Annotated in this window: 13 protein-coding genes; 5 read left to right on the top strand and 8 right to left on the bottom strand. The window is 71.0% G+C overall.

Annotated features, from left to right (window positions below):
• Positions 1-94 precede the first annotated feature (94 nt).
• Entirely contained in the window at positions 95-601 is a 507-nt protein-coding gene (locus HNR67_RS37420) for a VOC family protein (RefSeq protein WP_246492681.1), read from the top strand.
• On the opposite strand, the gene HNR67_RS37415 is transcribed toward HNR67_RS37420, so the two are convergent.
• The 7 genes from HNR67_RS37415 to pdhA all read right to left on the bottom strand — a co-directional run bounded on the left by HNR67_RS37415 (position 582) and on the right by pdhA (position 8808).
• Complete coding sequence (locus HNR67_RS37415) at positions 582-2429, bottom strand: IucA/IucC family protein (protein ID WP_246492680.1); 1848 nt, start codon at positions 2427-2429, stop codon at positions 582-584. The genes HNR67_RS37420 and HNR67_RS37415 overlap by 20 nt on opposite strands.
• Complete coding sequence (locus HNR67_RS37410) at positions 2426-4138, bottom strand: IucA/IucC family protein (RefSeq protein ID WP_185007820.1); 1713 nt, start codon at positions 4136-4138, stop codon at positions 2426-2428. Before HNR67_RS37410 ends, HNR67_RS37415 begins: the two co-directional genes overlap by 4 nt.
• Positions 4139-4193: 55 nt before the next feature.
• Complete coding sequence (locus HNR67_RS37405; protein ID WP_185007818.1) at positions 4194-4739, bottom strand: GNAT family N-acetyltransferase; 546 nt, start codon at positions 4737-4739, stop codon at positions 4194-4196.
• 2 nt (positions 4740-4741) lie between these two features.
• Positions 4742-5119 (bottom strand): PLD nuclease N-terminal domain-containing protein, encoded by a 378-nt coding sequence (locus HNR67_RS37400; RefSeq protein ID WP_185007816.1) that lies wholly within the window; start codon positions 5117-5119, stop codon positions 4742-4744.
• 99 nt (positions 5120-5218) lie between these two features.
• Positions 5219-6700 (bottom strand): dihydrolipoamide acetyltransferase family protein, encoded by a 1482-nt coding sequence (locus HNR67_RS37395; RefSeq protein WP_185007814.1) that lies wholly within the window; start codon positions 6698-6700, stop codon positions 5219-5221.
• Between the two features lie 29 nt (positions 6701-6729).
• Positions 6730-7719: an alpha-ketoacid dehydrogenase subunit beta gene (locus tag HNR67_RS37390; protein WP_221490180.1), complete on the bottom strand. Its 990-nt coding sequence runs from the start codon at positions 7717-7719 to the stop codon at positions 6730-6732.
• 3 nt (positions 7720-7722) lie between these two features.
• Positions 7723-8808 carry a pyruvate dehydrogenase (acetyl-transferring) E1 component subunit alpha gene (pdhA, locus tag HNR67_RS37385; RefSeq protein WP_312988943.1) on the bottom strand — a complete coding sequence of 362 codons (1086 nt, stop codon included), beginning with the start codon at positions 8806-8808 and terminating at the stop codon, positions 7723-7725.
• A 163-nt stretch (positions 8809-8971) separates the two neighbouring features.
• Between pdhA and HNR67_RS37380 the strand changes: the two genes are divergently transcribed.
• The 4 genes from HNR67_RS37380 (at position 8972) to yidC (ending at position 11665) form a co-directional block, all read left to right on the top strand.
• Positions 8972-9478: an Lrp/AsnC family transcriptional regulator gene (locus HNR67_RS37380; protein ID WP_308301033.1), complete on the top strand. Its 507-nt coding sequence runs from the start codon at positions 8972-8974 to the stop codon at positions 9476-9478.
• A 479-nt stretch (positions 9479-9957) separates the two neighbouring features.
• Positions 9958-10638: an NIPSNAP family protein gene (locus HNR67_RS37375; protein WP_185007810.1), complete on the top strand. Its 681-nt coding sequence runs from the start codon at positions 9958-9960 to the stop codon at positions 10636-10638.
• 58 nt (positions 10639-10696) lie between these two features.
• Complete coding sequence (locus HNR67_RS37370; RefSeq protein WP_185007808.1) at positions 10697-10957, top strand: DUF6412 domain-containing protein; 261 nt, start codon at positions 10697-10699, stop codon at positions 10955-10957.
• Between the two features lie 33 nt (positions 10958-10990).
• Complete coding sequence (gene yidC / locus HNR67_RS37365) at positions 10991-11665, top strand: membrane protein insertase YidC (protein WP_185007806.1); 675 nt, start codon at positions 10991-10993, stop codon at positions 11663-11665.
• Here the strand turns inward: yidC and HNR67_RS37360 are convergent.
• Positions 11617-13281, bottom strand: a complete 1665-nt coding sequence (locus HNR67_RS37360; protein WP_185007804.1) for a purine-cytosine permease family protein — start codon at positions 13279-13281, stop codon at positions 11617-11619. The two genes, yidC and HNR67_RS37360, sit on opposite strands and share 49 nt — an antisense overlap.
• Positions 13282-13369 lie beyond the last annotated feature (88 nt).

Below are 13369 nucleotides of genomic sequence, written 5' to 3'. Positions count from 1 at the left end.
AACTAGGACCGGATCGTTCCTACTTGGCTCGTAACTTGGTTCTCAGCGGCGCGGCCGAGCGCCCGGACCAGCAGCGCAGACCGAGGAGATCACGATGACGGTTCCGTTCCCCGCCAAGAGCTTCATGCCCGAGGGCTACCACACCGTGACGCCGTGGATCATCGGCCCGCACACCGCGGAGCTGATCGATTGGCTGGGCCTGGTGTTCGGCGCGACCGAGCTGGGCCGGGTGCAGGACGAGCAGACCGGCGCGATCGGGCACGCCGAGGTGCGCATCGGCGATTCGGTCGTCATGCTCTTCGACTCCCGGCCGCACTGGCCTGCCACCCCGGCGCACCTGCGGCTCTACCTGGAGGACGCGGATGCCGTGCACGCCAAGGCGGTGGCCGCGGGCGCGGAGTCGGTCACCGAGATGACCTACCTGTTCTTCGGCGACCGGGTCGGCCGGGTGCGGGACCCGTTCGGCAACCTGTGGTGGCTGCACACCCGGATCGAGGACCTGCCCGAGGACGAGGTGTACCGGCGCATGCAGCTGCCGGAGTTCATCGAGGCGATGCGGTACGTGTCCGGCTCGGACCTGATCATCCCGACGGCGGGGTGACCACGGGCGCAGAGGTGTTGGCGCACAGCGGGTTGCGCACCGTGCGGTGGATGACGTCGAAGTTCTCGTCCTTCTCCGCCCGGTCGTGGAAACCGCCGCCGGTGAGCTGCTCGCGGTTGAGGCTGACCCGGTCGAACTCCGGCGCGGTGAACCCGTACTCCTCGTGCTGGGCCGCCAGTTCGGGGAACCGGGCGCGGTAGGCGAGCAGCTCGGCGCGCACCAGGCCCCAGAACTCGTCCTCGCCGACGCCAAGGTGGCGGTCCAGGATCGGGGTGAGGAAACGGAAGTGGCCGGTGAACATGGCGGACAGGATGGAGTGCGCGAGCTGGTCCGGCCGCCACCGGAGCAGCACAGCCTTGGCAGGCTCGGCGAGGTCGGCGTAGCCGGGCAGGTCCTCGGTGCGCAGCTTCACGTCCTCGGCGAAGTCCTTGAGCATGATCCGCCGGGGCAGTTCGTCCGGGCCGTAGACCACCAGGGTGTTCTCGCCGTGCGGGCAGAAGGCGATCCCGTTGCCGTGCAAGGCGTGCAGCAGTCCGGGCAGCACCGCGCGCAGGAACGCGGCCAGCCAGGTCCGGGCGTCCGCGGTGGACCGCTCGACGAGTTCCGCGATCAGCGCCCGGCCGTCGGCACCGGTCAGCAGCAGGGTGGCCAGGGAGCGGGCGCGTTCGCCCTCGGCCAGGTAGCCGGTCGCGGGTTCGCGCCAGATCGCGCCGAGCAGTTCGTGGTAGCGGTAGGGCGCGTCCGGGACCGCGGCGAAACCCGGGTGGTGCACGGCGACCGAGGCGACCTCGCCGAGCAGGTCCATCCGCCCGGCCAGGTACGGGTCGCGGTGCGGGAGCAGGTGCAGCCAGCGGGTGACCTCGGGCGCCTGGGCCGCGGACTCGGCGGGCAGGCCGCGCCACACCAGGGTGTTGCGGATCAGCAGGGCCAGCTTGACGTTGCGCTTGTGCGGGTGGTCGACGTTGACCAGGGTGCGCACCGAGGCCAGCGCGCGGTAGTGGTCCGGGGCCTCGCCCAGTTCCACGATCCGGCCCTCGGCGAGTTGCTGGGCGAACAGCGGGCGGACCGCGTTCTCCAGGTGGAACGGGTGCACCGGCAGCCAGACGTAGTCCGCCGGATGCTCCAGACGAGCGGCGAAACGTTGGCGGGTAGCGGGATCCAGCTCCTCGGCGAGCAGGGTGTCCGCGCTCAGGCCGGGCACGGCGGCGAAGGCGGCCAGCTCCCGGTGCACGGCGAGCCAGGGCAGGCGGAAGTGCTGGCGGTGCTCGGGCGCGTAGCGGCGGGTGTCGGCGGCGGAGAAGCCCAGGCGGCCCTTGTTGAGCAGGATGCAGGGGTGGCCCTGTTGCCAGGACTCCAGTTCGGCGTAGGACAACTCGGCCAGGCCGGCCGCGGTGGGCTGGGTGGCCAGCAGGTGGGCGTCGGCGGTCCAGGTGGCGGTGAGGTCGCGCAGGGCCTCGGCCAGGGTGGGGCCGTCCAGGCCGAGGGCGGTGCGGGCGTCGGTGAGGAAGAGCAGCGGGTCCTCGGCCGGAACGCTCGGCGGGCCACCGTCTGCGATGGTCGCGGCCGCGTGGTCCTGGCGGCGGATCGAGTCCTCGGCCACCCGCCAGGCACCGAACGCGCCGCGGGTGGCGGTGAAGGTGTAGGTGGCGGCGGGGAAGTCGAGGTGCTGCTGGTCCGCCCCGGTGGTCGGGGTGAGCAGCTCCTCGTAGCAGAACTCGGCGATCGCCTTGGCCACCAACGTCTTCCCGGCGGCCCGCCAGGCGGCCCGGCCGCGGTCGCCCACGCCACCGGCGGCCGTGTCACCGGCGGTCATGCCGCGATCCGTCATGCCATCGCTCCCGGCACCGCCAGCGGATTGGGCACCGGCACGTACACCGACTGCGATTCCAGCGGACCGACCAGTTCGTCCATGCCGTGTGCCTGGGTGAGCAGGTTTCCCTTGCAGGGCAAGGTCGGGGCGTCCAGCAGCAGGGCGGCCAGGCGGAGGTCGTCGCCGTGTTCGGCGTAGAGGCGGCCGAGGGTGCGGCGGGCGGTGGCGAGCAGGTCGCGTTCGTCGGCCAGGCCGGCCGAGCCCAGGGCGCCGATCATGCCCAGGACGTTGTTGATGCCGACGTAGTAACCCAGGCGTTCGTCGATCAGCTCGTCCGGGCAGTAAGTGCCCAGGTCCTTGCCGACGTCCGGGAACCACCGGTACAGCCGTTGGCTGCGGGTCTGTGAGTAGTAGTAGCCCTGGTTGTCCCGGTAGCGGCCGCCGACCGGCCAGCCGTGTTCGTCCAGCATCAGCAGGGTGTTCTGCTGGTGCGCCTCCAGGCCGAGGCCGTGGGTGGCGTAGAGCCAGAGCACCGGGACGATCAGGGCTTCCAGGTACCGGTCGAACCATTCGCCGGCGATCTCCTCGACCGGGCGGCCGGAGCGGGTGGCCAGGTCTTGCACGATGGTGGCGAGCCGGGAGCGGCCGGTGGGCTGGTCGGGGCGGTCGGCGATGAGTCCGGCGACCACGCCGACCCGGTCCGCGGTGCCGAACGGGCTGTCCCGGACCACCACCTCTAGGCCGGTTTCCGCGGTCGAGCCGGGGGTGGTGACGGCCTGCCAGGCGGGGTCGCGGACGATGCCGAAGCCGGGGTGCGCGGCGGCGATGGCCTCGGCCAGACCGGCGTCCAGGAGCCGGTGCACCTGGAGGCCGCGGGCCAGTTCCGGGCGCAGGTTCTCCCGTTTGGAGTTGGTGATCCGGATGCCAAGGGAGAACTTGAGCATCACCGGGGCGTCGTGGCGGAACAGGGTGCGTACCGAGGAGGTCGGTGTCCACTGTGGACCGAGCGGGCCGAGATCGTGCAGCAGGCCCTGGTCCAGCAGCGCGCGGATGCTCGGTCGGCTGCGGATCTCCCTTGCCTGCCAAGGGTGCGCGGGTACCGCGACGGTGCCGGGCGGCAGCCGCAGGTCCGGGCCTGCCAGTTCGGCGAACAGCTCGTGCGCCGGGCGGCCCAGCGCGGAGTCCTCGGCCACGACGGACGGATCGGCGGCGAAGTAGTGCAGTGCGAAACCGCCGCGCAGCTCGGGGGAGTAGGCGGCGGCCTCGGCCGGGCTCAGGCCCTCCCGGCTCTTCGGCGTCGGGTGCAGGGGGTGGCCGAGCACGGCGGCCTGTTCGGCGCGCAGGAACGGGTTCGGCTCGGCGTCCTCGGGCACCCCGGCGCGTACCGCGAGGTGCTGGGCGACCCGGTTGCGGGAGTCGACCACCCGGCCGACGAAGCCCGCGGTGTCCACCGCGGTGTCCTGGCGGCGGGCGGCCGCCTCGAAGGCGAGCAGGGCAGCCAGGGTGGTGGCGTCGAGTTCGGCGCCGGTGTGCAGGCTGACCGGGCCGAAGCGGTGCCAGCCGACCGCGGAGGTGTAGGTCAGCGGGACCCGCACGCTGACGCCGAGGCTGGGCAGCGCCAGCGTCAGCACGTCCCCGGCCGGGCACTCCGCCGGGAACTCCCGCAGCCAGCAGCGCACCAGGTTCTGCACCGCGGCCGCGTCCGCAGTGCGCTCCGGCTCCGCCATGCGCGCCTCCTCCGTCGTGATCACCGATTCGGAGCTTAGACGGGGAAAGTCGCGTTCAGGGGGTGGCGCGGATCATGAAAGCGGCACGTTTGCCGGGCAGTTCCAGCTCGCCGTGACAGGCGAATCCAGCCCGCTCGAACACCCGGATCGAGGCCAGGTTGCGCACATCGGGCTCGGCCACGATCCGCCGGACCCGCCGGTCCTGGGCGAACTGCCAGTCGGTGACCGCGCGTAGCAGCGGGGCGCCCAGTCCACGTCCCCTGGCCGAGCCGGGGCCGATGAGCAGGTGCAGGCCGATGTCACCTGCCTCGGCCGGGTAGTGCCCGGCCAGGCCCTCGCGCCACGGGTCGTACAGCTCCCAGTAGCTCATCGGGACCCCGTCGAGCAGGCCGAGGCTGGGCGCGCAGTAACCGTTGCCGGACTGGAAGCGCAGGTAGTCGGCGATCTCCGGCCGGGGTCTGGCCAGTTCCCAGAACTCGGCCACGGCGGGATCGTTCATCCAGGCGTGCAGCAGGTCCAGGTCGAGGACCGGGTCCAGGCGGCGCAGGGTGAACCGGCCGCAGTCCAGCTCCCGGGCGCAGTCGGCCGGGTCCAGCAGCACGTCTACTTGTCGTCTTCCTTCTTGTCCTGCTGACGTGCGGCGCGGCGCTGTTCCTCGACCCGGTCACGCAGGCTGCGCAGGAACGCCTCGTCGTCATCGGGGCTCTGCGCGACGTGCCTGCCGGGCCGGTCGTACTCCGGGAACCGGTTGGCCACCCTCGGGTTCGCACCCCTGGCGCCGGGGTCGTTGCTGAGCAGGCCCTGCGGACGGCCGAGCACCAGCCACACGATCGAACCGACGGTGGGGATGATGATCACGATCATCAGCCACAGCATCTTCGGCAGGTGGTTGGTCTCACCGTCGGGCGTGCGGATCACGTCGATGATGCAGAAGATCCACAGGGCCAGTACCAACAGCCCGAACACGCCTACGAACGGCATTCCGCTCGTCCCTTCCCCTTGGACACCCGGTTGGAGCAGCGCCCAGTATCGCACGATCGGGGGCGGCAGTAGTCCTGTTCCGCCACCCCCGATCGCGACCTAGCCGAAGGCGACGAAGTTGCGGGTGTCGGACAGGATCGCGGCCAGGTCGGCCAGGAACCGGGACCCCTGCTCACCGTCGACCAGCCGGTGGTCGAAGGACAGCGCGAGCGTGGTGACCTGCCGGATCGCCAGCTCGTCGTTGTGCACCCAGGGCTGCTTGCGGATCGCGCCCAGGCACAGGATCGCGGCCTCGCCGGGGTTGATGATCGGCGTGCCGGTGTCCACTCCGAACACCCCGACGTTGGTGATGGTGATGGTGCCACCGCTCAGGTCGGCCGGCGTGGTCTTGCCGTCCTTGGCGGTCAGCGTCAGTTCGCCGAGGGACTTGGCCAGCTCGATCAGGCTGAGCCGGTCGGCGTCCTTGATGTTGGGCACCATCAGCCCGCGCGGGGTTGCCGCGGCGATGCCCAGGTTGACGTAGCGGGGGAGCACGATCTCCTGGTTCGCCTCGTCCCAGCGGGAGTTGACCGTCGGATTGCGGCGCACCGCGAGCAGCAGCGCCTTGGCGATCAGCGCGAGCGGGGTGAGCTTGATCCCGGCGAAGGCGGGGCTCTCCTTCAGCTCGGCCAGCAGCTCCATGGTCGGGGTCACGTCGATGGTGATGAACTCGGTGACGTGCGGCGCGGTGAACGCGCTGGCGACCATGGCCTCCGCGGTCAGCTTGCGCACCCCGCGCACCGGGATGCGGTCCTCACGGGCGGCCGGGTCGAAGGCGGGCGCGGCGGGCGCGACCGGCTCGGCGACCGGGGCCACGGCCACGGCAGACGAGCCGTTGCCGTTGGCGGACAACAGGTCCTGGCGGGTGATCGTGCCCTGCGGGCCGGTGCCGACCACGGTGGACAGATCGATGTCCAGGTCCTTGGCCAGCTTGCGCACCGGCGGCTTGGCCGCCGGCCGGGAGCTGCGCGCGGCGAGTGAGCCGGGCGCGGCCGAGGCGGCGGGACCGACGGGCGCCGCCGGAGCGGTCCGGGCGGCGGCCTGGGCGGACCGCGCGGGTGCCGCCGGGGTGGCGGCGACCGGAGCGGCGGCCTGGGCAGCGACCGGAGCGGTGGCGGCCTGGGTCGCGGGGGTGCTCGCCGGGCGGGCCGGGGTGTCCTTGCGCGGACGCCGCCGGTTGCTCGTCGAGGTCTTCGCCCCGTAGCCGACCAGCACGCTCTCCCGCTCAGCCGGCGCCTCGGCGGCTGGCTGCGCGGCGGCGGCCGGAGCCGCGGCCGGCGCGGGCGCCGAGCCCTCGCCACCGCAGTCGATGGTGATGAACGGCGAGCCCACCTCCATCGTGCTGCCCGGCTCGTGGTGCAGCGTCACCACGGTGCCCGCGTACGGCGAGGGCATCTCCACCGCGGCCTTGGCGGTCTCCACCTCGGCGATGATCTGGTTGAGCGCCACCGTCTCGCCGGGGCCCACGTGCCAGGTGATCAGCTCGGCCTCGGTGAGGCCCTCCCCCAGGTCGGGGAGGTTGAACTGCTTGAGGTCGGCCACTTCCGCTCCAGGAAACTCAGGTGAGGGGATCAGTACGCGAGCACGCGGTCGGTGGCGTGCAGCAGGCGGTCGAGGTCGGGCAGGTGGTGCTCCTCGAGCTTGCTGGCCGGGTAGGGCAGGTGGAACCCGCCGACCCGCAGCACCGGGGCCTCCAGGTGGTAGAAGCAGCGTTCGGTGATCCGCGCCGCGATCTCCGCGCCCATGCCCATGAACACCGCGGCCTCGTGCGTGACCACGAGCCTGCCGGTGCGCAGCACGGACTGCTCCAGCGTGTCGAAGTCCACCGGGGACAGCGTGCGCAGGTCGACGACCTCGATCGAGACGCCGTCCTCCGCAGCGGCCTCGGCCGCGGCCAGCGCGGTGCCGACCACCGGGCCGTAGGCGGCCACGGTCAGGTCGGTGCCGGTGCGCGCGATCCGGGCCTGGTGCAGCGGTTCCCTGCTGGTCAGCGCGCGGTCCAGGTCGACATCGCCCTTGTGCTGGTAGAGCCGCTTGGGCTCGAAGAACAGCACCGGGTCGTCGCTGGCGATGGCCTGCTGCAGCATGCCGTAGGCGTCGTCGGAGTCCGCGCAGGCGACCACGCGCAGACCGGCGGTGTGCGCGAAGTAGGCCTCCGGCGACTCCGAGTGGTGCTCCACCGCGCCGATCCCGCCGCCGAAGGGCACCCGGATGGTCAGCGGCATCTTCACGTTGCCCTGGGACCGGTAGTGCAGCTTGGCCACCTGGGAGACGATCTGGTCGAAGGCCGGGTAGATGAAGCCGTCGAACTGGATCTCGCAGACCGGCCGGTAGCCGCGGAAGGCCAGGCCGACCGCGGTGCCGATGATCCCGGACTCGGCCAGCGGGGTGTCCATCACCCGGTCCTCGCCGAAGTCCTTCTGCAGGCCGTCGGTGACCCGGAAGACACCGCCCAGCTTGCCGATGTCCTCACCCATCAGCACGACCCTGGGGTCCTGCTCCATCGCCTTGCGCAGCCCCGCGTTGAGGGCCTTGGCCATGGACATCCTGGTGGTCGCCATCGGTCAGTTGCTCCCTTCGAACCCGTCGAGGTAGGCCGCGTACTGGGCGCGCTCCTCCGCGACGAGGGGGTGCGCTTCGGCGTAGACGTTGTCGAACATGCTCAGCGGCGCCGGGTCGGGCAGGGCCAGGCAGCCCGCGCGCAGCTCGGCGGCGACCGCGTCGGCCTTGGCCGTCACGCTCTCCAGATAGGCATCGTCGGCCAGGCCCTCACGCTGCAGCAGGGCCAGCATCCGGGCCAGCGGGTCGCGCTCGCGCCACTCCTCCAGCTCGCCGGTGGGGCGGTAGCGGGTGGGGTCGTCCGCGGTGGTGTGCGGGCCCATCCGGTAGGTGACCGCCTCGATCAGCGCCGGTCCGCTGCCCTCGCGGGCGCGCTGCAGCGCCCAGCGGGTCACCGCGAGCACGGCGAGCACGTCGTTGCCGTCCACCTGGATGCCGGGCATGCCGTAGCCTGCCGCGCGCTGGTAGATCGGCACCTGCGCCTGCAGGCCGACCGGCTCGGAGATGGCCCAGTGGTTGTTCTGGCAGAAGAAGACCACCGGCGCCTGGTAGGTCGCGGAGAAGCCGAGCGCCTCGGCGATGTCGCCCTGGCTGGTGGCGCCGTCGCCGAAGTAGGCGACCGCGGCGGCCTCGACCCCGTCCCGCTTGAGCCCCAGCGCGTAGCCGGTGGCGTGCAGGCCCTGGGCGCCGATGATGATCGCCGGGATGGCCATGTTGATGTCGTAGGGGTCCCAGCAGCTCAGGCTGGTGCCGCGCCACATGCCGAACACGTCGGCCGGGTCGACGCCGCGGCAGTAGGCCACGCCGTGCTCGCGGTAGCTGGGGAAGACGAAGTCCTCGGTCTGCAGCGCCCGGCCGGAGCCGATCTGCGCGGCCTCCTGGCCGAGCATGGGCGCCCACAGCCCGAGCTGGCCCTGCCGCTGCAGCGCGGTGCCCTCGGCGTCGATCCGCCGCACGACCACCAGGTCCTCGTACAACCCGCGCAGGGCCGCGCCGTCCAGATCGGCGATCAGGCCCTCGTACACGGGATGCGGCCGCCGCTCACCCGTCGGGGTGATCAGCTGGACCATCTGGTCCGTGGTGACGGTCACCGCGCGCTCCTCTCCTCGGCTCCACTGCCAAGTAGTGTGACTCATCTCAGCGAAACCTGGCCGTTGGCTCAATAGCTGGCGCAAATTCTTTACCAATGGCACAGTCGGGTGGCGCCGGTCACCCTTCCTGAACCGGTACTGAACTGTCCTCTGGAGGGGCCCAGTGACCACTTCGTCGTCTTCGACGTCCTTCGACAAACTCGACCTCGCGGTGCTCCGGCTGGTTATGGAGCAGCCTAGGGCGGGCGTGCGCGAGTATGCCCGCCTGCTCGGTGTGGCGCGGGCGACGGTGCAGTCGCGGCTGGACCGGCTGGTCAAGGACGGCGTGATCGACGGTTTCGCGCCCCGGCTGTCCCCGGCCGCGATGGGGTACCCGGTACTGGCGTTCGTGCACGTGGACGTCTCGCAGGAGCGTTTCGCCGAGGTCCCGCGCAGTCTGGCGGCCATTCCCGAGCTGATCGAGGCGCATTCGATCGCGGGGGAGGGCGACATCCTGTGCCGGGTGGTGGCCAGGGACAACCGGCACCTGGAGGCGGTGATCGAGCGGATGATCAACACACCGGGCGTGGTGCGGACCAGGACCGAGGTCGCGCTCAACGCCAGGGTCCCGCACCGGGTGCTGCCGCTGGTCGGCGTGCTGGAGCGGGAGACGGGCGTGTTCTCTGGGTAACACGGGAGCCCGCCGCGTTCGGACGGGCCGATGCGACGGGCTCAGGTGGTGACGCGGGTGCTTGGTTCAGGTGTTGCCGGTGTGCCGCTCAGTCCAGATCAAGCGTGAACTCGGCGGCGCAGGCCGCAGTGCACGGCCAGACCTGGTTGCAGGCGCTGCACCGGTTGTCGGCGCAGAAATGGCAGCTCAGGGTCTGAACCGCCGCCTGTCGATAGGTGTCCAACAACGTTGACCAGGCATCTGCTTCGGTCGCCATTGACGATCACAGCCTTCCCCACTGTGGTGATCCCTGCGTCACAGGATCGCACGTTGTGACTTGGGTCTCAACGGAATGAGGCCAACAAACGGGTGATGCTCCATCAAGTTTCTTAACAGTATGTGACTGTGCGTGGGCGTGTGAGCGGTCACAGCCGCCAAACACTGTCAGAAGATGGCAGCGAAAGGGCCATACCGTGCGGCTCCCCGGACAGAGGAGCCCCATGTCGTACCCCTCCGTGATCGAACTGCGTCAATACACCCTCCATCCGGGTCGCCGGGACGACCTGATCGAGCTGTTCGACCGGGAGTTCGTGGCCACCCAGGAGGCGGTCGGCATCCAGGTGCTCGGCCAGTTCCGCACCCCGGTGGACCCGGACCGGTTCGTCTGGCTGCGCGGTTTCCCGGACATGGCCGCCCGCCGGCAGGCGCTGACCGCCTTCTACGACGGCCCGGCGTGGGCCGAGCACCGGGCCGCGGCCAACGCCACGATGATCGACTCGGACGACGTGCTGCTGCTCCGCCCCGAGTCCGGCGAGCTGTCCGCGGGCGTGCGCGCCTGGCCCGGGGTCTACCTGGCCACGCTGTGCTTCCTGGACCATCCGGTGGACGCGGAGTTCCGCGCGCTCTTCCGGGCGGAGGTGGCGCCGATGCTCGCCGAGACCGGCGCACCCGCGCCCGCCGCGTTCAGCACCGAGTACGCGGAGAACACCTTCCCCCGGCTGCCGGTGCGCACCGGCGAGCACGCCTTCGGCTGGCTGACCCGGTTCAGCTCGATGGTGGCACTGGCCGGGCACGAGTCGGCCAGGGTGCGGACCGCGGCCTGGACGCGACTGCGTGCCCGGCTGCGTGCCGAGCCGACCGCGTTGCCGCTGCTGCCCACCACCGGGTCGGCGCTGAAGTAGCGCGGCCACCGTGCGGCGGCGCGGGGAACTCCGCCCGCCCGCCGCGCGTTGACCCGGTGTGCAGGGGCTTTGGCTGGCGCTGGTCGGGTCGCCCGACACACTGCTGCTGACCACGATCGCGGTCGTGGCGCTGCTGGCCGCCCTGCTCACCACCCAGCTCGCCGCCCAGGTCCGGCGCACCCTGCCCGCCGCGGGGCAGCCCTGGACCCCGGACCTGCTCGGCCGCATCGCACACAACCGCTATCTCCGCCTCGGCGATCCGGACGCCCCCGGCCGTCCCCGTCCCCGAGCACCCGGCGTGACCCGCGCCTTCGCCTGATTCCCTTACCTCATAGCGAAAACTGGGTCCCGCATGTCCATCTTCGACGCGCCGGTGCACGGCGCGTACCTCGTGGTGTCCGCCCTCGGCGGCCCCCTGCACACCGTCGGCGCGATCATCGTCTTCACCCTGCTCGTACGCACCCTGCTGCTGCCGCTGAGCCTGGCTGCCCTGCGCGGCGAACGGAAGCGCTCGGCCTGGCTGACCAGGCTCCGCGACCTCCAGGAAACCCACAAGAACAGCCCCAAACGCCTGGAACGCGAACTGGCCAAGGCGCAGGCCGAGGGCGGTTCCCTGTTCGCCGGGATGCTGCCCACCCTGGCCCAGGCGCCGTTCTTCTTCGTGATGTACCGGCTGTTCCTCGCCGACACGGTGGCCGGGCAGCCCAACGGCCTGCTCGCGCACGACCTGTTCGGCGCGCCACTGGGCGAGCGGGTGTTCAGCCTGCTCGGCTCGCACCCGCTGGTCGCCGCCGGACTGCTCCTGCTGCTGGCCGGCACCGCCTACTGGTCAGGACAACTCGCCGCGCGGGCCGGCACGACGAGCGTCCTGGTGCGCCTGCTCCCGTTCGCCCTGGTGGTGTTCAGCCTGTTCCTGCCGCTGGCCACCGCGATCTACCTGCTCACCACGACCACCTGGACCATCGCCCAGCGCGCGGTCTACGACGCGGTGGTGCCCAAGGAGATCCCGGCGCCCGTGCGGGCCTGAGCGGGCAGGACGTGCACGCCGGTGCGGTCGGTGCTCAGGCACAGCGAGCAGATCACGCCACCGGCCGCGCTGGCGAGCACGTCCTGCCGCTCGTACTCCTGGTGGCACACCACGCATTCGTACCGGGTGCCGCTCGGGTTGCCGTCGGCGTCCAGCAGTGGTTCCTCGATCCCGTCATCGGTGCGGCGCAGGTAGAACCGGCCCTTGGTCAGCACCGCCATCAGCGGCGTCAGCACCAGCGCGATCAGCACCGCGGCCGGCGGCGAGTAGGGCTGCAGCGCCTCGCCGAACAGGCCGAAGTAGATCGCGATCGAGATGCCCGAGGAGGCCAGGAAGGACACCACGCCAACGGGATTGACCGCGTACAGCATGCCGCGGCGGAACTCCGGGACGGTCGGCGAGAGTCCCAGCAGCCGCTTGTTGACCATGATGTCGACGGCCACCGTGACCACCCAGGCGATGGCGCAGTTGGAGTAGAAGCTCAGCAGCGCGTTGAGGAAGCTGAACATGTCCGCCTCCATCAGCGCCAGTGCGATGCCCAGGTTGACCACCACGAACACCAGCCGCCCCGGGTAGCGCCGGGTGACCCTGGTGAAGGAGTTGGTCCAGGCCAGCGAACCCGAGTACGCGTTGGTGACGTTGATCTTCACCTGGCTCAGTACCACCAGCAGCAACGCCAGCGGCACCACCAGCCAGCCCGGCATGAGCTGCCGGAAGGCCGCGGTGAACTGCTCGATCGGCTCCACCGCGCGGGTCAGCCCGACGCTGTCGGCGATGTAGACGGCCAGGAACACCCCGATCGCCTGCTTCAGCGCGCCGAAGACCACCCAGCCCGGTCCGGCCAGCACCACCGCGGTCCACCAGGACCGCCGGTTCGCCACCGTCCGCGGCGGCATGAACCGCAGGTAGTCGATCTGCTCACCGATCTGCGCCATCAACGACAGGCACACCCCGGCCCCGAGCATCACCGCCGCCGCCGTCACCTGCCCGGATCCCTTGCCGGGATGGTCCAGGAACCGTTGCACCGAACCGGGATCGGCCAGCACCAGGTAGGCCAGCGGCAACACGATCAGCACCAGCCACAACGGATTCGTCCAGGTCTGCAACCGGGCCAGCGTGCGCATCCCGTAGACCACCAGCGGAATGATCACCAACGTGGACACCAGATAACCCAGCCACAACGGCAGCCCAAGCCCATAACGCAGTCCCTGGGCCATGATCGAGCCCTCGAGCGCGAAGAAGATGAACGTGAAACTCGCGAAGATCACACTCGTGAGCACCGACCCGTAGTACCCGAAACCAGAGCCCCTGGTGATCAGGTCGAGGTCCAGGTTGTACCGCGCCGCGTAGTAGGCCAGCGGAAAACCCGTCACGAAGATGACCCCGGCCGCCACCAGGATCGACAACAACGCGTTCAGCGTACCGTGGTTCAGCCCGATCCCGGCGCCGATGGAGAAGTCCGCCATGTACGCCATGCCACCCAGCGCCGACCCGCCCACCACCGCGGGCGTCCACCGCCGGTAGCTCCGCGGCGCGAACCGCAGCGTGTAGTCCTCCAGCGTCTCCCGGGTACCCGCGTCCACCCGGCGAGCTGCCACCTGCTCGTCCACCGTCATGCCTGCGGACGCTAGGAACACCGTGTTTCCAGCGTGCGGCGCGGGCGTGACGAACAGGTTCCGGCAACGCCGAGGCGCCCGCTCTCCC

This window comes from Crossiella cryophila (assembly GCF_014204915.1).
Taxonomy (GTDB): domain Bacteria; phylum Actinomycetota; class Actinomycetes; order Mycobacteriales; family Pseudonocardiaceae; genus Crossiella; species Crossiella cryophila.
This window is presented reverse-complemented; position numbering and strand designations above follow the sequence as displayed.

Bases quoted from the DNA above. Each gene is read 5' to 3' on its own strand.
- HNR67_RS37420 (WP_246492681.1), top strand. From the start codon at position 95: ATGACGGTTCCGTTCCCCGCCAAGAGCTTCATGCCCGAGGGCTACCAC.
- HNR67_RS37415 (WP_246492680.1), bottom strand. From the start codon at position 2,429: ATGACGGATCGCGGCATGACCGCCGGTGACACGGCCGCCGGTGGCGTG.
- HNR67_RS37410 (WP_185007820.1), bottom strand. From the start codon at position 4,138: ATGGCGGAGCCGGAGCGCACTGCGGACGCGGCCGCGGTGCAGAACCTG.
- HNR67_RS37400 (WP_185007816.1), bottom strand. From the start codon at position 5,119: ATGCCGTTCGTAGGCGTGTTCGGGCTGTTGGTACTGGCCCTGTGGATC.
- HNR67_RS37390 (WP_221490180.1), bottom strand. From the start codon at position 7,719: ATGGCGACCACCAGGATGTCCATGGCCAAGGCCCTCAACGCGGGGCTG.
- HNR67_RS37375 (WP_185007810.1), top strand. From the start codon at position 9,958: ATGTCGTACCCCTCCGTGATCGAACTGCGTCAATACACCCTCCATCCG.
- yidC (WP_185007806.1), top strand. From the start codon at position 10,991: ATGTCCATCTTCGACGCGCCGGTGCACGGCGCGTACCTCGTGGTGTCC.
- HNR67_RS37360 (WP_185007804.1), bottom strand. From the start codon at position 13,281: ATGACGGTGGACGAGCAGGTGGCAGCTCGCCGGGTGGACGCGGGTACC.